15 protein-coding genes are annotated in these 18,302 nt (G+C 50.8%); 14 read left to right on the forward strand and 1 reads right to left on the reverse strand.

Annotated features, from left to right (window positions below; genetic code table 11):
* Positions 1 to 9 precede the first annotated feature (9 nt).
* From ACFVRY_RS09605 to ACFVRY_RS09665, 13 genes are all read left to right on the forward strand, one after another.
* Positions 10 to 270: a pyridoxal-phosphate dependent enzyme gene (locus tag ACFVRY_RS09605; RefSeq protein WP_387499736.1), complete on the forward strand. Its 261-nt coding sequence runs from the start codon at positions 10 to 12 to the stop codon at positions 268 to 270.
* Positions 271 to 753: 483 nt separating this feature from the next.
* Positions 754 to 3,387, forward strand: a complete 2,634-nt coding sequence (gene alaS / locus ACFVRY_RS09610; protein WP_387499572.1) for an alanine--tRNA ligase — start codon at positions 754 to 756, stop codon at positions 3,385 to 3,387.
* A 214-nt stretch (positions 3,388 to 3,601) separates the two neighbouring features.
* Positions 3,602 to 3,733: a hypothetical protein gene (locus tag ACFVRY_RS09615; protein WP_387499574.1), complete on the forward strand. Its 132-nt coding sequence runs from the start codon at positions 3,602 to 3,604 to the stop codon at positions 3,731 to 3,733.
* The gene (locus ACFVRY_RS09620) at positions 3,708 to 3,983 is read left to right on the forward strand and encodes an IreB family regulatory phosphoprotein (protein WP_066373638.1); all 276 of its coding nucleotides are present in this window, start codon (positions 3,708 to 3,710) and stop codon (positions 3,981 to 3,983) included. Before ACFVRY_RS09615 ends, ACFVRY_RS09620 begins: the two co-directional genes overlap by 26 nt.
* Entirely contained in the window at positions 3,980 to 4,396 is a 417-nt protein-coding gene (gene ruvX, locus ACFVRY_RS09625) for a Holliday junction resolvase RuvX (RefSeq protein ID WP_066373641.1), read from the forward strand. The genes ACFVRY_RS09620 and ruvX overlap by 4 nt, the downstream gene beginning before the upstream one ends.
* Positions 4,397 to 4,407: 11 nt before the next feature.
* Positions 4,408 to 4,716 (forward strand): DUF1292 domain-containing protein, encoded by a 309-nt coding sequence (locus ACFVRY_RS09630; protein ID WP_066373645.1) that lies wholly within the window; start codon positions 4,408 to 4,410, stop codon positions 4,714 to 4,716.
* A complete protein-coding gene (locus ACFVRY_RS09635; protein WP_175374081.1) occupies positions 4,709 to 5,017 on the forward strand; it encodes a DUF1292 domain-containing protein in 309 nt (102 codons plus the stop codon). The genes ACFVRY_RS09630 and ACFVRY_RS09635 overlap by 8 nt, the downstream gene beginning before the upstream one ends.
* Before the next feature lie 273 nt (positions 5,018 to 5,290).
* Entirely contained in the window at positions 5,291 to 6,340 is a 1,050-nt protein-coding gene (gene mltG, locus ACFVRY_RS09640) for an endolytic transglycosylase MltG (protein WP_387499576.1), read from the forward strand.
* Positions 6,341 to 6,438: 98 nt separating this feature from the next.
* A complete protein-coding gene (locus tag ACFVRY_RS09645; protein ID WP_387499578.1) occupies positions 6,439 to 7,371 on the forward strand; it encodes a peptidase U32 family protein in 933 nt (310 codons plus the stop codon).
* A gap of 44 nt (positions 7,372 to 7,415) precedes the next feature.
* On the forward strand, positions 7,416 to 8,747 hold the full coding sequence (locus ACFVRY_RS09650) for a peptidase U32 family protein (RefSeq protein ID WP_387499580.1): 1,332 nt from the start codon (positions 7,416 to 7,418) through the stop codon (positions 8,745 to 8,747).
* Between the two features lie 192 nt (positions 8,748 to 8,939).
* Complete coding sequence (locus ACFVRY_RS09655) at positions 8,940 to 11,201, forward strand: methyl-accepting chemotaxis protein (RefSeq protein WP_387499583.1); 2,262 nt, start codon at positions 8,940 to 8,942, stop codon at positions 11,199 to 11,201.
* 232 nt (positions 11,202 to 11,433) lie between these two features.
* On the forward strand, positions 11,434 to 13,488 hold the full coding sequence (locus ACFVRY_RS09660) for a methyl-accepting chemotaxis protein (RefSeq protein ID WP_387499586.1): 2,055 nt from the start codon (positions 11,434 to 11,436) through the stop codon (positions 13,486 to 13,488).
* Positions 13,489 to 13,639: 151 nt separating this feature from the next.
* The gene (locus tag ACFVRY_RS09665) at positions 13,640 to 15,454 is read left to right on the forward strand and encodes a peptidoglycan D,D-transpeptidase FtsI family protein (RefSeq protein ID WP_387499588.1); all 1,815 of its coding nucleotides are present in this window, start codon (positions 13,640 to 13,642) and stop codon (positions 15,452 to 15,454) included.
* Here the strand turns inward: ACFVRY_RS09665 and ACFVRY_RS09670 are convergent.
* Positions 15,415 to 16,623 carry an AI-2E family transporter gene (locus ACFVRY_RS09670; RefSeq protein ID WP_387499590.1) on the reverse strand — a complete coding sequence of 403 codons (1,209 nt, stop codon included), beginning with the start codon at positions 16,621 to 16,623 and terminating at the stop codon, positions 15,415 to 15,417. The genes ACFVRY_RS09665 and ACFVRY_RS09670 overlap by 40 nt on opposite strands.
* A gap of 248 nt (positions 16,624 to 16,871) precedes the next feature.
* Between ACFVRY_RS09670 and ACFVRY_RS09675 the strand changes: the two genes are divergently transcribed.
* Positions 16,872 to 18,266: a polysaccharide deacetylase family protein gene (locus ACFVRY_RS09675; protein WP_387499593.1), complete on the forward strand. Its 1,395-nt coding sequence runs from the start codon at positions 16,872 to 16,874 to the stop codon at positions 18,264 to 18,266.
* Positions 18,267 to 18,302: the final 36 nt, after the last annotated feature.

Consider the following 18,302-nt stretch of genomic DNA (forward strand, 5'->3'; position numbering starts at 1 on the left):
GGAGGTCTTATTACTGGGATCACGGTCGCGGCAAAATACATTAATCCCGCAATCCGTATTATTGGTGTACAAACCGAGGCTTGTCCTGCCATGTTGAAGTCTTACGAAGACAATACTCTCTATGAAGAATATCCTAGGGAAGAATCATTGTGTGATGCTCTTCTTGGTGGGGTTGGGACGCTGAGTTATGAGATGGCAAAAGATTATGTTGATGATTTCATAGCCGTTTTAGAAGATTCTATCGCCAAAGCTGTAAGCTTTATGGCCTAAGAAGAGAAATATATTATAGAAATTGAGTAGATATTAATTGTGAATACAGTGTAAATTAGAATTGTAGTGACAAGATGCGGAATATGTGCGGGTTGGATTGACAGGAACCCGGGGCTGTAGATATACTTGAAATGTTAAAAAGCAAATGTGTAAAACGTTGATGAAATGGAGTACACCGGAAGATGGCTTGCACAGAGAACGGGTTCCTTTACGAAGATTGTCGTAATGGCTGTGAGAACCCTGGAGACAGGCCGGTGGAAAGCTGATTTCGGAGTGCGGGTCCAAGTCCGCCGGGGGTTCCCGTTAACAGCCGCGACAAGGCGATCGTCTGCAATTTTCCTGCCACAAGGGGATAAGGCGATAACCAGGGTGGTACCGCGATCTAATCGTCCCTGAATTTTCAGGGGCGTTTTTTTGTTTTCCATTTGTTTTTCGGAAATAACCGTGATCTCAAAATTTAGAATAAGACGGGGGCTGTATACAATGAAAGCAAGTGAAATCCGTTCCAAATGGCTGCAATTTTTCGAAAGTAAAAGCCACAAAATCGAGCCAAGCGCTTCGCTCGTACCTCACAACGATCCATCGCTACTGTGGATTAATGCTGGGATGGCGCCGCTGAAGGCGTACTTTGATGGCCGTGAGATTCCGGAGAATCCGCGTCTGACTAACTCCCAGAAGTGTATCCGTACCAATGATATTGAGAATGTCGGCAAGACGCGTCGTCACCATACGTTCTTCGAGATGCTGGGTAACTTCTCCATTGGCGACTATTTCAAGGAAGAAGCGATTACCTGGGCTTGGGAATTCCTGACGGGCAAAGAGTGGATCGGCTTTGATCCAAACCGCATCTCCGTAACTGTATATGCCGAGGACGAGGAAGCTTTCAAACTGTGGAATGAAAAAGTGGGCTTGCCTGCTGAACGCATCATTAAGCTGGGTGACGAGAACTTCTGGGATATCGGCGAAGGCCCATGCGGTCCTTGCTCGGAAATTTTCTATGACCGTGGCGAAGCTTACGGCAATGACCTGAGTGACCCTGAAATGTATCCAGGCGGGGAAAATGAGCGTTGGCTCGAAGTCTGGAACCTGGTATTCTCCCAGTTCAACCATAATAAAGACGGCAGCTACACACCGCTTCCTAACAAGAATATTGATACAGGCGCAGGCTTGGAACGTTTTGCTTCGATCCTGCAGGATGTAGATTCCAACTTCGACACTGACTTGTTCCAGCCGATTATCCAGAAGACAGCACAACTTGCTGGTGTAACTTATAAGGATAGCCTTGAGCAGGATATTGCACTTAAAGTCATCGCTGACCATGTACGTACAGTTACTTTTGCTGTGGGCGACGGCGTACTTCCTTCTAATGAAGGTCGTGGCTACATTATCCGTCGTTTGCTCCGCCGTGCAGTCCGTTACGGAAAGACGCTGGGTCTGGATCGTCCATTCCTGCATGAGCTGACTGAAACAGTAGGCGAAATTATGGGCGTGTATTATCCGTCCGTTGTGGAGAACCGCGAATATATTGCGAAGATCATCCGTACAGAAGAGGAACGTTTCCACGAGACGCTCTCCGACGGTCTGGCTATTCTGAGCGAAATCAGCAGCAAAGCCAAAGAGAGCGGCGCTGGCGTGATTGCCGGAAAAGACGCGTTCAAGCTGTATGATACTTACGGCTTCCCGTTCGACCTGACGGAAGATTTTGCTGCTGAGCAGGGTTTGACGGTAGACCGCGAGGGCTTTGATGCAGCGATGCAGGAGCAACGTGATCGTGCAAGAGCTGCACGCCAAGATGGCGGCAGCATGAAAATTCAAGGCGGAGCTCTTTCTGAACTGACGGTTAAAAGCGAATTTGTTGGTTATAATGACTCGGTAACTGAATCTAAAATTGTTGCGATCGTTGTCGACAACGAGTTGGCAGACCTCGCTGGCGAAGGCACAGAAGCTCAGGTCATTCTGGACACTACTCCGTTCTATGCGGAAAGTGGCGGTCAAGTGAGTGATACGGGTGTACTGAGCGGCGGTTCCGTAACCGCTAAAGTCAAGGGACTGTTCAAAGCACCACATGGTCAGCATGTGCACCTGGTAACAGTAGAAGCTGGCGAGCTGCGCGTAGGAGATACCGTTCGTGCTGAAGTAAACCGCGCCGAGCGTGAGGACATCGTGAAGAACCATACCGCGACTCACTTGCTGCACAAAGCGCTCAAGGAAGTACTGGGCGGACATGTCAATCAGGCAGGGTCTTTGGTAGAAGGTGGACGTCTGCGCTTTGACTTCTCACACTTCGGTGCTATTACGCCGGAAGAACTCAGTGAAATTGAGCACCGTGTGAACGAGCAAATCTGGCGCGGTCTGGATGTAGTGATTGAGAACAAGCCGATTGACGAAGCCAAAGCTATGGGAGCTATGGCATTGTTCGGTGAAAAATATGGCAACATCGTCCGCGTGGTTCAGGTTGGCGACTATAGCTTGGAGCTGTGTGGTGGCTGCCACGTTAGCAATACTTCGCAGATTGGTATCTTCAAGCTGCTCAGCGAGAGCGGCATCGGTTCCGGTGTGCGCCGGATTGAGGCTGTAACTGGACGCTACGCATACCAGTTCACTGAGAGCCAGCTGGATCTGCTCAAGCAATCCGCCGGACTGCTGAAGTCTTCGTTGAACGATGTGCCAAAGCGGATTGAAGCTCTGCATGGTCAAGTACGCGAACTGTCGCGTGAGAACGAGTCGCTGCAATCCAAGCTGAGCGCTACGTTTGCAGCTGAGCTGACTGGTAGCGTGAAGACGGTTGGCGGCGGTACAGAGCTGCTGGCTGTATCTGTGCAAGCAGGCAGCATGGATGCGCTGCGTTCCACAGCCGATGAGCTGAAGAGCAAGCTGCCTGACGCAGTGCTTGTTCTGGGCGCAGCCATGGATGACAAAGTGAACTTTGTCGTAGCCGTACCTCAAGAACTGGTGAAGCGCGGCTACCATGCCGGCAAGTTGGTGAAAGAAGTGGCTGCGGTATGCGGCGGCGGCGGCGGGGGACGTCCTGATATGGCGCAAGCTGGCGGCAAGGACGCTTCGAAGCTAGGCGAGGCTTTGGCTAAGGCTGAAGAATTAGTAGCAGCGCTGGGATAAGATAGAGAGCCAACCCGGTCCAAAGGCCCGAAGCCCAAATTTCATTTGCGAAGACAGACAGCGGTACTGAGTCTTTCCTCTCAGTACCGCTGCTTCGTGGCGGGCCATCTGGTTTAGGCGAAATGTGGTTTTGGCAATAGCTTAAAAGACCAAAAATTTCACGTTTTTTGTAGATGAAATGCCAAAAAAAGCGTTATATCCAGGCAGGATTTTCTTGTTGGGGCATGAATATGTTATGATGAGGGCAGCAAGTAAGCTGTACAGCAGCGAGTTTGCGAAGCCGCCTGCTACAGGTGATTTGCAGAAGGAAGGTGTCACATATGGACTCCATGGACAAAACGGTTAAATTCAATGTGAAGGGCGATGAGAAGGAAGCTTCTCCCGAGGAAATTCTGCTTGCGGTATACAATGCGCTCGTAGAGAAGGAATATCATCCGATCAACCAGATCGTAGGGTATCTTCTTTCCGGAGATCCAGCCTATATTCCCCGTCACAACAATGCTAGAAGTTTGGTCCGGAGAAAAGAACGTGATGAGCTGATTGAGGAACTGGTGCGGTTCTATCTAGCCAATCATCAGGTGGATAACGCCAAATGAAGAAGCTAGGTTTGGATTATGGCGACCGTAGAATCGGCGTCGCCGCGAGTGATATTTTCGGCTGGACGGCACAATCTCTGGAGACCATTGAGCGGCGCGGAGACGGAAGAGAGTTCGAACGCATCCGCGAACTCGTCAAGGAGCATGAGATCGGAGAAATCGTGGTTGGGCTGCCGAAGAACATGAACGGCACAGTAGGTCCCCGTGGCGAAATCTGCATAGAGTTCGCTGACAAGCTTCGGGAACAATTGGAAATGCCCGTACACCTTTGGGATGAGCGTCTGACGACGGTATCCGCCGAGCGGGTGCTGATTGAAGGGGACGTCAGCCGAAAGAAGCGCAAAGGGATTGTGGACAAAATGGCCGCAGCCCTAATTTTGCAAAATTTTTTGGATGCTAACAGTAAAAGGTGAGGGGTGCGCATATGACAAACGAACATATTGGCCAAGAAGAAGAACCGGAAATTATCTATATTCCCGATGAGGAAGGTAATGAAGAGGAATTCGAGGTCATCATGAAGTTTGAGGTTGACGGTTCGGATGCCAAGTACATGATGGTAGTTCCACTGGATTCCGAAGACGAAGAGTCCGACGAAGTGTACGCCTTCCGTTATGAGGAAGACGGCGATGATCTGCAGCTGTTCATGATCGAGAATGACGAGGAGTGGGCGATCGTCGAAGAGACGTTCAATACCCTGGTCGACGAGCTGGACGGGGGAGCAGAGAATGACTGAGTTGTCCGCTGATCAAGCGGTATGGACTTCCCGTCTTAAAGATGCGTACGGAGAGACTGTAGAACTGGAAGATGAGCAAGGCAAATCTTCTGTTTACGATATTATTGCGGAGTTTGAAGTCGGTGGCCGCGGTTACGCGGTGCTGGAAGGTTCCGGCAAGAACGGAGAATATGATATTCTTCGGATTGTAGTCTCGCCTGACGGGCTTCCTGAATTGGAAAGCATCGTCGACGATGAAGAATGGGAAGATATTTCAGAGCTGTACGACGAGCTAACTTTTCCAGATGAGGATTTGGAATAGGACGAGATCAGCGTACGTTACATTTACAGTTGGCATGAAGGAGGGCGGAGTATTCCGCGCTCTTTTTGCATGGAAAGCCTTAATAAAATTATAGGTTGAATTTGGGACGATAGAATTTTATACTTTATAGTCGAATCGATTTCATAAATCCATAAGTGAGCGTCTAATCATCGATATCTAGTTGGACATGGTTTAGGTGTAACTAGATATCTTACCTATTCGGATTGAAATCCGCATTATGAAATCGATTCAGTCGGAAAGTGAGGAGATCCATTGAAATCCGCAGTCCGCACTGTGCTACTGATCCTAGTTCTCCTGATTGCAGCAGGAGGTGGAGGAGCGTGGTACATTTGGAACGGGATGCAGCCGGTAGCTCCTGCCGGGCAGCCCGTTACGTTCACAATTGAGAAAGGCACGGGAAGCGCGGGAATTGCTGACCTGCTTGAGAAGAATGGGATTATCCGTAATAGTCTTTTCTTTAAAGGATATCTGAAATGGACCAAAGAAGGCTCGAAATTCAAGGCTGGCACCTATGTGGCGAAACCAGGCGATACCTATGATGAGCTCATTGCTCGGCTGAACGCTGGTGATGTTGTCAAGGAAGAGACCCTGATGTTCACCATTCCTGAAGGATATACGGCAGAACAGGTGGCTGACAAACTAGCTACTGCCTCCAAGCTGAATTCGGCTGTTTTTGTGGATCTTATGAATTCCGGCAAGGCGCTGAAAGAAGCCGACGTTCTGGGCATTCCGCAAGAGCCGGACCTGCGTCATCGTCTGGAGGGGTATCTGTTCCCGGAGACCTATGAGCTGCCGAAGGACAGCACGCCGCAAGAAATCCTGGAAGCGATGCTGGAACAGCTGGCGAAGAAGCTCGATACCATCCCGAATTGGCACGAAAAGCTCAAAGCGAGAGGTCTAAGTCTACATGAGCTTCTGACCGTCGCTTCACTGGTGGAGCGTGAGGTTGTAGTCGATACAGAACGTCCGCTGGTGGCGGGAGTAATCTATAACCGGCTGAAGAAGGAACAGAAGCTGGAGATTGATGCTACGGTTCAGTATCTGCTGGATCAACCGAAGGAAAGGCTGCTCTACAAGGATTTAGAGATTGAGAGTCCTTATAATACGTACAAGCATGCAGGGCTTCCTCCGGGACCGATCTGCAACCCTGGTCTGCCGTCGATTCAGGCGGCTCTGGAGCCGCAAGCTTCTGATTATTATTTCTATGTCACAAAGAAGGATGGCAGTAAAGGTCATCTTTTTGCCAAGACGTATAAGGAACATTTAGCCAATATTCAAAAAAGCAAACAAACTTCGCAGTAACGCATTACAATGGAGAGTGGTGCAGACTGTGGGCCTGGTTAAGGTGCCGCAGGGACATCACCGGCTTGCAAGCTGTGACAGACGTAGGAGGATTAACAATGAACAAAAAACCTGAGCTGCTGGCGACGGCAGCATCGCTTAAAGAAGCGGCAGCCTTGCTGGATGCAGGTGCAGATGCGCTGTTGATCGGGGATGACCGCTTTGGCATGAGGCTGGCTGGGCACTTCACGCTAGAGGACACCAAGGCAGTTATAGAGATGGCTCATGCCCGGGGCCGCAAAGTCGTTGCGGGGCTGGGCGGTCTGATGCCGAATAGTCTGCTTGATGAGCTGCCAGCCTATGTAAAGGCTATAGGCGAGCTGGGCGTTGACGCTGTTGAATTTGGTGACCCGGCTGTGCTGGCTGCCGTGCGGCAGGAGGCGCCTGGTCTCAAGCTGCACTGGAACGCGGAGATGACTTCCACCAACTACGCTACGTCTAACTATTGGGGACGCAAAGGCGCATCCCGTGTTGTGCTGGCCCGTGAACTAAATATGGACGAGATTACGGAGATGGTGCCGCTGCTGGAAATAGAGGCCCAGGTTCAGGTGCATGGAATGACGAACATTTACCATTCCAAGCGTAAGCTCGTAGCGAGCTACATGGCTCACCAAGGACGTCCAACGGATGGCGGAAGCCTGGGCAAGGAGCGCGGTCTGTTCCTGGTCGAAGCGGAGCGTCCGGGTGAGATCTTCCCGATCTATGAAGATGATAACGGCACTCATATTATGAGTTCGGATGATATTTGTATTATGGAAGACCTGCATATCATGATGGAAGCGGGTGTTCAGAGCTTTAAAATTGAAGGATTGCTGAAGCCGATTGTCTATAATGCTGCGGTAGTTCGAGCTTATCGCACAGCTATTGATGCCTATGCAGCTGATCCTGAAGGCTATGCCTTCCAGGATGAATGGTTGGATGAGGTTCGTAAGCTGCAGGACCCTGAGCGCGAGCTGTCCTTTGGATTCTTTTATAAAGAGCAAGTGTATTAATCGTATAGACCCCGCAGAACGGGGAAATGGAGGGGAGAACAGGAATGAGTACCATGACCAAGCCGCAGCATAAGGGCAAACGTTATCGTCTGGACAAGCCGGAGCTCCTGGCTCCGGCGGGCAATTTGGAAAAATTGAAATTCGCCGTGCATTATGGTGCAGATGCCGTCTATATTGGCGGACAAAAATACGGCCTGCGTTCGGGTGCTGACAATTTCAGCTTTGAGGAAATGCGCGAAGGCGTGGAATTCGCCAAGAAATATGGCGCGAAGGTCTTTGTGGCTACGAACATCTATGCTCACAATGAAGATGTCGCGGGGATTGAAGAATACCTGCGTAATTTATATGAAGCCGGCATTGCCGCGATCATTGTAGCCGACCCGGCTATTGTGGATACAGCACGCCGCCTGGTTCCGGGCCTGGAGGTGCATCTCAGCACCCAACAGTCCACTCTGAACTGGCAAGCTGTATCCTTCTGGAAGGAGGAAGGACTACCTCGTGTCGTTCTGGGCCGGGAGACAAGCCTGGAGGAAATTGCCGAGATCAAGAAGCATGTAGATATTGAGATCGAGAGCTTTATCCATGGTGCGATGTGCTCCTCCTATTCCGGTCGCTGTGTGTTGTCCAACCACTTCACAGACCGGGACTCTAACCGAGGGGGCTGCTGCCAGTCCTGCCGCTGGAAATACGATCTGTTCGAGGATGCGCGTCCGGATGGAACTTGGGTGTCTGAAGAAGAACAGGCCGAAGCGATGCAGTCACCTGAGCGTCTGCTGCCAGGAGTGACCCTGCTTCCACTACATGAGCCACAGGACAACCCGTTCACCATGGGGTCCAAAGACCTGTGCATGCTGGAGAGCATTCCCGATCTGATCGAAGTCGGCATCGACAGTTTCAAGATTGAAGGCCGGATGAAATCCATTCATTATGTGGCTACAGTAGTTAATGCATACCGCAAAGCCATTGATGCTTACATGGCTGATCCTGAAGGTTATGTGCTGAAGCCAGAATGGCTGGAAGAGCTGAACAAAGCGGCGAACCGTCCGCTGAACACAGGTTTCTTCTACGATACACCGGACCATGAGGATCACATCTATGAGCCCGAAGAAAAAGCAGCGCCATATGATTTTGCCGGCCTGGTGCTGGAGTATGATGCACAGACGGGTACTGCGCTGATTCAGCAGCGGAATCACTTCAAGCCGGGCCAGCAAGTGGAGTTCTTCGGACCGGACGATACCTTCTTCAAGCAGACGGTAGGAGAGATCTGGGACGAGCAAGGCAATCCGCTGGATGCCGCCCGTCACCCGCTGCAGAAGGTGCGAATGAAGGTAGATGCACCGGTGGCCTATTTTGACATGATGCGCAAAAGAAAATAAGGATTGACAAAGATACGGGACAGCCTCTCTCAAACGAGGATAGTCCCGTTTTTTTGTATCTCCTAAATAGGCTAAAAGTTACATACTCATGGAAAAGATTATTCAAAAAGCCTAAGGAAAAAAGGACTGTTTGCCGATATATAAGTCAGACAACGCTTACAAATATCTCTAATCAAACTGGTGGGTGATCTAATGGGAACTCCGGAACAGGAGAATAAGAGTGATGAGCAGAAAGAGAGAAGGATGAGAGTGGGAAAGAAAGAGAAGTCGGTGAAAGAAAACACAGAGAAAAAGAACCAGCGTAAGGCCGGTGCATCCAGTATCGGCAAGCTCAAAGACGGCGTTAAATCAGGCGTAAGCATGAAAAGCGTGCTGCGGGGCTCGGTGAGTCAGATGAAAAAAGTCAATCCGGTGAAATCTGTCGGGGTCAAGCTGTTCCTGATCTTTTTATCGTCCATCGTGATTGTCGTACTGCTTCTGGGTTTGTTGTCGTATTCAAAAGCCAAAAGTACGATTAAGAGCAATGTCGCAGAGGCCAACCGCCAAACGGTCATACAGAACTCGGAGAAGTTGGATATTATACTCAAACAATATGAGACATTGGCGCTTCAGCTGTTTTTTGATCCGCAGATTCAGAATGATTTGACATCACTGGATAAAGCGGATAACTATTACGATAAATTTGTGGCTTCAAGTGCAATCGGTAAGAAGCTATCGAGCCAAACGACCTCCGATTCCAACGTAGTCAGTATCTCGCTGATTCCGGAGGAAGCGGCTTCCGATGTTATCACTACTGGTAGTTCGGGTCTAATGCTTGAAGGTATCAGGGATACGGATTGGTTCAAGCAGGCGGTTGAACGAACCAAGGAGTACAAATCGCATTATTCCGATACCGATGGCTCACAGAATTACTGGTTCTCTACCGCAGTTGAAGGCAAAGGCGGAACGAATATCGCTATGGTGCGCGCACTTCGAAATCTCGGCGAGAATTCAGGATATGTGATGCTGGTGGAATTGAAGAATAAAATGCTGGAAGACGCCTTCAAGAGTGTTAAGCTGGGCGAAGGTTCCCGCATACAGTTGGTAGATCCTAACGGTATCGTTATTGCCTCTAATACACCTGCCGAGGATGGGCTAGAATCAAAGTTTGCATTCATCAAAGACAGCAAGGCAAAGAATAAAAGTCAGGAGAATAAAGACGAAGCTGGAAAGCAGGTTCTGGCTGTCTTCAATCCGATGACTAAAGCAGACTGGAAGCTGTCTGGAATTATTCCTACTGGTGAATTGGTTAAGGAGGCTTATCCAATCCTCGTCACGACCTTTGTTGCTGCCGGGGGGGCAGCCTTACTTGCCATTCTTCTGGGCTACTGGATGGTCCGCATGATTGCCCGTCCGCTATCCCGTCTCAAGGATCTGATGGTAGAAGGGGCAAAGGGCGATCTGAGTGTTCGTACCGAATATGCATCGCAGGATGAAATCGGCCAACTGTCCGCATCCTTTAATACGATGATGGGACGGATTACAGAGCTTGTGGCGCAGACGACTGAAACGGCGCGTGAGGTACTGGAAACTGCCGGAGAGCTGGGCGATGCTTCACGTAAAACTGCTGTGTCTGCCAAAGAAATTGCTGCGGCCACGGAAGAGATTGCCGGTGGTGCAGGCAGTCTGGCCCTGGAGGCAGAGCGCGGTAATGAATTGACTGAACTGATTGCTACGCAAATGCAGACCGTTGTATCCGCCAATTCCGAGATGGATGAGGCTGCACGCAGTGTCGGAGAGGCCAGTAGCAGAGGTGCAAATCAGTTGGAGGAGCTGCTGGGTCAGACGAGCCGTACCGGAGAGATGACAGGAGCACTGGTTGCGCGCGTCAACAATCTGAAAGAAACGGTGTTCTCTGTGATCAAGGTGCTTGATGTCATGAAGAATATTACCCAGCAGACGAACATTTTGTCGCTCAATGCTACAATTGAAGCCGCACGAGCAGGTGAAGCCGGTCGGGGCTTCATGGTCGTAGCCGGAGAGGTTCGCCAACTTGCAGACCAGTCCAAGCAGTCGATTGCGCTGGTGGCTGGAATTACTGACAAGATTATGACCGAGATGAATGAGACGGTCGTCGTATTGTCCGAAGTGACGCCACTCTTTGAGGCACAAATGGGCTCGGTGAAGAACACCAGTGATATCTTCGTTTCTGTAAAAGATCAGATGGATGAATTTATTCTGAGCTTGGAGTCTGTTACGGCCTCCATCAACAGCCTGAATCATTCCCAGGGGGTCTTGTCTGAAGCAATGGGCAACGTAAGTGCCGTTGCCCAGCAATCGTCCGCAACCTCGGAAGAAGTAGCCTCGCTTAGCAGCGAGCAGCAGAACGTCAGCGATCAACTGGTATCGCTGTCCGGGAAGCTGGAAAGTGTATCGGGGCAATTGAAGGAAAAGCTGTCTCTGTTCAAAATATAAATCACTTTAATGACAAGCTATCGTACCTTCGGAAGCTTGTTGCAGCCGTCTCTTCTTCGTGAAGAGGCGGCTGTTTTATATTTTCAAAGAGGGGGCGTAAGTCAATTAAGAGTTATTTAGGTTGGCGGCGTACAACTATATCACAGCAGGAAGAGCAATTTTGGTTTAAAATAGTAGTTTGTAATATTTAAAGTAAACTATAACTGTAGATGATGGCAGGTGATCTGTACTGATGAAGTCAACAATCCAACCACGCAGTCTTCTTTCCCGGCTGCATCCCGCTGAATCTTTGGGGTTGCGGCTTTTTCTCGTTTTTTTCATAGCGACTATGACAATAGTGCTCTCGCTCGGCTATACCTCCTATTCCGTTGCTGAGCAGACCATTGAAGACAACGCATTGTCATCCAACCAGCAGACGGTGATTCAAACTGCGGAGAAGCTGGATGTTACTATGCTCCGTTACGAGGACAATTTGGGCCAAATCGCTTACAACAAAGAGATACAGCACGCTATGAAAGAGGCTAGCCAGTCTGCCTCCGGGCTGCCAGTCGATGTTATTGCTACAGAGCTCAGCAACTGGCTGTCGAGCGCCAAGAGCGTGCAGGCGGTGTATCTTATTCCTGTGAAGAAATCATTGCCGATTGTGGCTGCCGGCGCCAAGGATGAACCCTTTATGGAGAGCGCACGTTCGGCATCCTGGTTCAGCCAGCTGTCGGACAAGCCAGAAGGGCTATGGTTGACCAAAGAGATGAAGGGAGCAACAGCTCCAGAGGTTTTTCACTATGCGAAAGCGATTGCAGGAGAATCCCAAGATTCAGGATATGTCGCGATCAGTGATATAAAGGTTAGTGAGGTCGAAAAGCTACTGGGCGAGGTGAATCTGGGGACAGGCTCCTACATTCAGCTCCTGACTGAAAAGGATGAGCTGATCGCGTCCTCTATGCAGAACGAGACGGACACTTATCTAAGCCTGGGAGGTACCTTGTTCACAGGGCTCAAGCAGGCTTCTTCAGGCGCTCTGCCCACCAAGAATGAGGAAGGGAAATCAATTCTGGCGGTATATGGAACGATGCAGAGCTCCGGATGGAAGCTGCTGGGTGTCGTGCCTGCCGAGAATTTAACCCAAGATGCGGTACGGATTCTGAAGACGACTTATATCGCGGTTGGCGCTGCCGCAGTCATTGCCATTCTGATTGGCCTATGGATGGTGCGAATGGTCGCAAGGCCGTTGACCCGGCTCAAGGACTTAATGTTCCAGGGTGCTGAAGGGAACCTCAGTGTGCGGACGTCGTTCAAATCCCGGGATGAAATCGGCCAATTGTCGCTCTCCTTCAACACCATGATGGAGCGAATTACGGAACTCGTCGACCAGACCAATGAGACTGCTCAAGAGGTGCTGGAGATGTCGGATGTCCTGAGCAGTGCTTCCCGCAAGACGGCGTCTGCAGCTAAAGACATCGCTGCCGCTATGGAAGAGGTTGCTGGGGGCGCGGGTAGCCTGGCGCTGGAAGCAGACAACGGAAATGCCTTGTCCGGTCAGATCTCGGAGCAGATGAACAAGGTAACAGCGGCTACTCATGAAATGAACGGCAGGGCGCACAGTGTGGGGCAGTTCAGCACTGAAGGTGTAGCGATGCTGAAGGAACTCAAGAGCCGGACACAGATCACGGAGGAAAGAACTCGGACGCTGGTGAACAAGGTGAACAACCTTCAGACAACGGCATCGTCTGTGATTCAGGTTCTGGATGTCATGCAGCGCATTGTGCAACAAACGAATATTTTATCCCTGAATGCCAGCATTGAAGCTGCCCGGGCCGGTGACGCGGGGCAAGGGTTCATGGTCGTAGCGAGTGAAATCCGTCAGCTAGCCGATCAATCCAGAAGTTCGATTGCCGTGGTGGGAGAAATCACTGACAGAATCATGCTTGAGATGAACGAAACAGTCACGGTTCTCGACGAGGTGGCACCGCTGTTCGGGGAGCAAAGTGCTTCAGTACAAAGTACAAGTGATCTCTTCGTATCCGTACAGGGGCAGATGAATGAATTCATTACCTTCCTGGATGCAGTTACCGGTTCGATTGACGGGCTCGGTGAATCGCAACGTGTGCTGTCAGAGACGATGGACAGCGTCAGTATTATTGCTGAGCAATCTTCGGCAGCTTCACAAGAGGTGGCTTCGCTCAGTGGAGAGCAGCAGAGTGTTAGTGACCATCTGGTGGAGCTTTCCGCAAGTTTGCAGAAGGCTTCCGCCAAGTTAAGGGCCAGTCTAGCGAGGTTTAGAGTATAGGTTCTGATTAATCTAAAAGGTGAACTACCCAGAGCAGGCTCCAGAAGGTTGGGGCTTGCTCTTGTGCTTGTTAATCGTCAGGGGAAAGATTCTAATGACGGAAGGTGGGACATAATAAGGTTAAGGAATCCTGTCAGGAGGGAAGGCAACATTGCGTATCAACAATCATCATCGTCGTCTGTTCAGCTCGCTGTTGATCTTATCCGCTGCCGTGGGAATATTGATCCTGCGGTTGGCTTGGGTACAATTCGTGATCAAGGATCGGCCTGTCCCTGGTACACCCTATACCTTGGCCAAGATGGCAGAAATTCAAAGTGAGCGTGAAACAGTGCTGGACAGCGGACGCGGGCGTCTCTATGACCGTCACGGAATACCTCTCGCCGGGGAAACGATCTGGACAGCCGCTCTATTCCCGCAGGAAGAATTGGCTGCTAGTGTAAAGGTGCAAGTGGAGCGAAACGAAGACGGCCCTATGCACCGCCTGGCGGCCATTTTGGGGGTCAGCTATCAGCAACTGCTGAGCAGAGTCGCATTCCTGAAAGAACCTCTGCTATGGCCATCTCCAAAAGGAAAAGCACCTTTGGCGCTGTCTCCTGCCCAAGCCGACGAAGTTAAAGAACTTGATATCGCTGGTGTGATGGTGCTGCCGTTTGCCCGGAGGTATGATGGTCAGTTGTCGGGACAACAGTGGTTAGGCTACTTGTCAGAAGCGGTCCCGCAGGCAAGCGGAGAGCTGGCTAGTTCTTCAGGACTCCGGATTCCTAGGACCGGAACGGATGGACTGGAGAAGACACTAGAGCCCTTGCTCCGGGGTGTAGGTCATACCGAGGCGTACGTGCAGGTGGATGCGAGGGGGAACCGTCTTCCGGGTAGTCCGCTCAAAGTCCGTTCACCGGGAAATCCGTACTACCCGTTGTCTTTATACACAACGATAGACAAAAAACTTCAGGATAGCATTGAGAAGCTGGCGATTCAGGGTGGTATGAAGGAAGGTGCGATTGTTGTATTGGACTCACGGACTGGGGATATTGAAGCTATGGTTTCTCTACCCTTATATAACCCGCAGGATATTTCGCCTCAGGGTGGAGAGTGGAATAATCGGGCGCTTCAAGCCGCTGTCCCCGGCTCCATCTTCAAGATTGTCACCGCCGCAGCGGCTCTGGAGGCCAGAGTTACAACGCCGCAGGAAGTTTTTACTTGCTCCGGCCAATATGAGAAGTACGGATTGTCCTGCCTAAAAGGAAAAGGACACGGCCCCCTTACGTTGGCGCAAGGGTTCGCCGTGTCCTGCAATACAGTATTCGCCGCGCTCGCCGAACGTCTAAGCGGCGCGCAGATCCAGTCCGCCGCGTGGGCGCTGGGACTGGGAAGGGACATTGGCTGGCAGTCTGAGGATACTCTAGGACTGCCCCTTCTGAGGCCGCTGGCGGGGGAGCAGCAAGGGACGATTTTCACGTCTCTGGTGCCCGATGACAGCGGCGCAAGAGTGCAGACGGCCATCGGGCAGCGCGATGTGCAGGTCACCCCGCTTCAGGCCGCCAACCTGGTAGTGACCCTGCTACATGGCGGGGAGGTCACCGCTCCCCGCATCCTGCAGAAGGTCACTTTTGCCAATGGCCAGAAGCTGGAGGATTTGCCGGGACATCTGTTACCGTCCGGGGCTGGAAGAATCTCAGCATCCACGACCGGGCTGCTGTTGTCATGGATGAGGCAGGTGGTGACCGAGGGCACCGGCCGGAGTCTAATGACCGCCCGCTGGCCGCTGGCCGGTAAATCAGGCACGGCCCAGACACAGGTCAAGGGTGTCCCCCGCAATAATCAGTGGTTCATTGGTTACGGACCTGTAGACCAGCCGCGATATGCGGTGGCTGTGTCTGTCCAGAACGTGGCTCCTGGCAGCGTCCACACGGCTACGAAATTGTTCGGTCAAGTATTTGATTTGCTCTCGTCGACCTCAGGAGCTTGATCCGCCGGAGTTTCTGTTCCAGGATCGCTGTGGTCTTTCTTAGAGGACTCAGCTTCTGGCCCGGATGCCGCGAACGGAGAGACGATAAATTCTTCCTGTGGCAGGTAGATCCAGCGCTGCAGGTAGCCCTGCTGAATCAATTCCTTAATCAGAATCAGCAGTATCGGAGACAGGATCAAGCCTGCTACGCCAAACGCTGACATGGACAAGATAACGAATGAGAGCATCAGGAACGCGGAAGATACACCGATCGAATTACCGGTGATTTTCGGTTCCATGATCTGACGCTGGATTAACACCACAGCGAGAAGGACAATCAGGCCGATCGCCATGGAGGTGTTTCCGATAATGAAGAGATACACAATCCAAGGGATCAGGATGGTTGACACGCCCAGCAGCGGCAGAACGTCGAACACGGCGCAGACTAAGGCCATTGTCAGCTCATTGCCTGTGCCTAGGATGAACAGTCCAACTAGAACGATGACAAAGGTGATGCTGATGAGAATGAGTTGAGCTTTGACATAGGCGCCGATCGCCTTGAATACATTTCCTTGCAGAAAAGCGTAAGCCGTCTTAAGGGTTTTCGGCATTTTCTCATGGGCAATTTTCTTCCAATCCTTAATCTCCATGCTGAGAAAAAAGGCTAAAATGATGGCGATCCCGAAATTTCCCATAAAAGATGAGAACGAGCCCAGTAGTCCGATCATATACTTAAAGAAGATAACGAGCCATGAAGAGAGGATGTTGGTGGCATCCTTGAAATACCCGTTGATTTTATGGGTCAGATCCGGTGGCAGCGTGTCGACTTTATGCTGAAGATAGCCGGTGAGCTCCACAAAATGCTCTTGCACAATACTTGTATACCTTGGCAGGTTGTCCTGAAATTGCAGTGCCTGAGTTGTAATCAGCAGGCCAGCACCGAACAGCGTGCCTAGCAGCAGAACGAGGAAGAACAGAACGGAGATTGCTGAGGCGAATGGTTTGCCAAGACCTCGGCGATTCAGAAAGCGTGCCAGCGGCTCAATAATAATAAACACGAAGAAAGACAGGAACACAGGGGCGGCCAAATGGTACAACTTGCTGAAGGCGAACATGACCAGATACACCGTCAGCACAATTAATCCAATGTCAAAGAAGGTGCGCCAATATTTTTTGTACAAGGGGAGCATGAGATTTGAACGACTCCTTTTCAGATGAAATGTCAGGTCTTTACAACTTGAGTCCATTGTACACGATTTTACTTAAAAAGCGTCTATTTCTTTGATAGCTGTGTTAAAATAGGGGGTAACGTTTTTTTGTGCCGATGATACATATCCGCAAAAAGGCGGTGAAAGCTATACACACTTGGCCGTATCGCTGTATCTGCTTGCAGACCTAAGGCGAGCCAAAGTCAACTCTGGAAAAGCGGGGAATAGACATGCAGACTTTGCTGCTCTGGTTGTTTTACATCTCATCTTTCTATGCCTTTATACCCGGTATTATCAGCCGTATTTTCGGTTACCGTGTGTTCCGTAAAGGAACCGGAAGCCATGAATTTGCGCTGACCTTTGATGACGGGCCGGACCCTCGTTTTACGCCGAAGGTTCTTGAACTTCTGAGGCGCTATGACGCTAAGGCTACTTTTTTCGTGGTGGGCTCCCATGCGGAGCGATATCCTGACCTGATTCGCAGTATTCATGCGGAGGGCCACCTCATCGGTATTCATAACTATGTGCACAAGACCAACTGGCTGATGCGTCCGGCAACGGTACGCAAGCAGATCCAGCGCACAGACGAAATTATTTACAGCATTACCGGTGAACACAGCACTTACTATCGTCCGCCTTGGGGAATTGTGAATTTATTCGATTTCTCGAAGCGTCGCCGTGTGCAGATTGTTTTATGGTCGGCGATGTTCGGCGATTGGCGTGAGAAGCAGGGGGCCGAGAAGCTTACAGAGAAAATGCTCTCCCGCCTTAATCCGGGCGAAGTGATGCTCCTGCATGACAGTGGTGCGACACTGGGCGCCGATCCTGACGCTCCGGGACTAATGCTGATTGCCTTGGAGAGAACCTTGGAGGAAGCGCAAAGACGTGGGCTGCGAAGCATCCGTATTGACCAGATGATCAAGACGGCTGAGAAATCGTCCATTCAGCAAATATCCTTCGGAAAACGCCTGATTGTGGGACTATGGCTGGGCTGGGAGCAATTATTTCAATTTCTGTTTAAGTTAAGAACTCTTTCACCGGCCGAGCCATTCCTGCATTATCGTCTGCGCAAGTATCAAGGACAGTCGATCACTATGGAGGATGGAACCACGTTAAGCAAGGGTGACAAGGTGATTGAGCTACATGTCGATAACCGGGAACTGTTCGAGCTTGGCATGCATTCCCGTTCTTCTGCCCAGCTTGCGATCCGCATGATTCGCCGGATGGAGAAGGATATGCCGGTACTCGCGGAGGAGATTGCCCATGATGAGGCGCTTCTGGAAGCCAAGGCATTGTATGGAGTCAGCATGATCAATCGGGGACCAGAGAAGTTCGGTTTCACAGTACTGGATATGCCCGACGGCTGGTTCGCTCGTTCCAGCAAGATTTACCTGAGTCTTTTGTTAAGTGTGATACATCCTGCTGGTGGAGCAAGACTGAAGGAGCGTACCGAGGTGCTTGTGCCGAAGCTCATCCTGATGCCGGTGTCTGAATTGTTGAAGCGGCATGATCAGAAGATGCAGCCGCGCAGTGCGAACCGTAAGCGGGAGCAGATAGAAGAAGAGAGAAACCGCAGCAACGCTGTGGATGAAGTGGAACTGCCAGGAGCAACTGTTGTTCATTAATGTAAAGAGGAATTATAGGTAGAATTATGGAAGAAG

The sequence above is a fragment of the Paenibacillus sp. NPDC057934 genome (genome assembly GCF_042887565.1).
Lineage (GTDB): Bacteria > Bacillota > Bacilli > Paenibacillales > Paenibacillaceae > Paenibacillus_AQ.

What these genes read in the sequence shown, in the direction of transcription:
- ACFVRY_RS09650 (WP_387499580.1), top strand. Translation starts at nt 7,416, where the DNA reads ATGAGTACCATGACCAAGCCGCAGCATAAGGGCAAACGTTATCGTCTG.
- ACFVRY_RS09630 (WP_066373645.1), top strand. Translation starts at nt 4,408, where the DNA reads ATGACAAACGAACATATTGGCCAAGAAGAAGAACCGGAAATTATCTAT.
- ACFVRY_RS09670 (WP_387499590.1), bottom strand. Translation starts at nt 16,623, where the DNA reads ATGCTCCCCTTGTACAAAAAATATTGGCGCACCTTCTTTGACATTGGA.
- ACFVRY_RS09655 (WP_387499583.1), top strand. Translation starts at nt 8,940, where the DNA reads ATGGGAACTCCGGAACAGGAGAATAAGAGTGATGAGCAGAAAGAGAGA.
- ACFVRY_RS09660 (WP_387499586.1), top strand. Translation starts at nt 11,434, where the DNA reads ATGAAGTCAACAATCCAACCACGCAGTCTTCTTTCCCGGCTGCATCCC.
- ruvX (WP_066373641.1), top strand. Translation starts at nt 3,980, where the DNA reads ATGAAGAAGCTAGGTTTGGATTATGGCGACCGTAGAATCGGCGTCGCC.
- ACFVRY_RS09620 (WP_066373638.1), top strand. Translation starts at nt 3,708, where the DNA reads ATGGACTCCATGGACAAAACGGTTAAATTCAATGTGAAGGGCGATGAG.
- alaS (WP_387499572.1), top strand. Translation starts at nt 754, where the DNA reads ATGAAAGCAAGTGAAATCCGTTCCAAATGGCTGCAATTTTTCGAAAGT.
- ACFVRY_RS09635 (WP_175374081.1), top strand. Translation starts at nt 4,709, where the DNA reads ATGACTGAGTTGTCCGCTGATCAAGCGGTATGGACTTCCCGTCTTAAA.
- ACFVRY_RS09645 (WP_387499578.1), top strand. Translation starts at nt 6,439, where the DNA reads ATGAACAAAAAACCTGAGCTGCTGGCGACGGCAGCATCGCTTAAAGAA.
- ACFVRY_RS09675 (WP_387499593.1), top strand. Translation starts at nt 16,872, where the DNA reads ATGCAGACTTTGCTGCTCTGGTTGTTTTACATCTCATCTTTCTATGCC.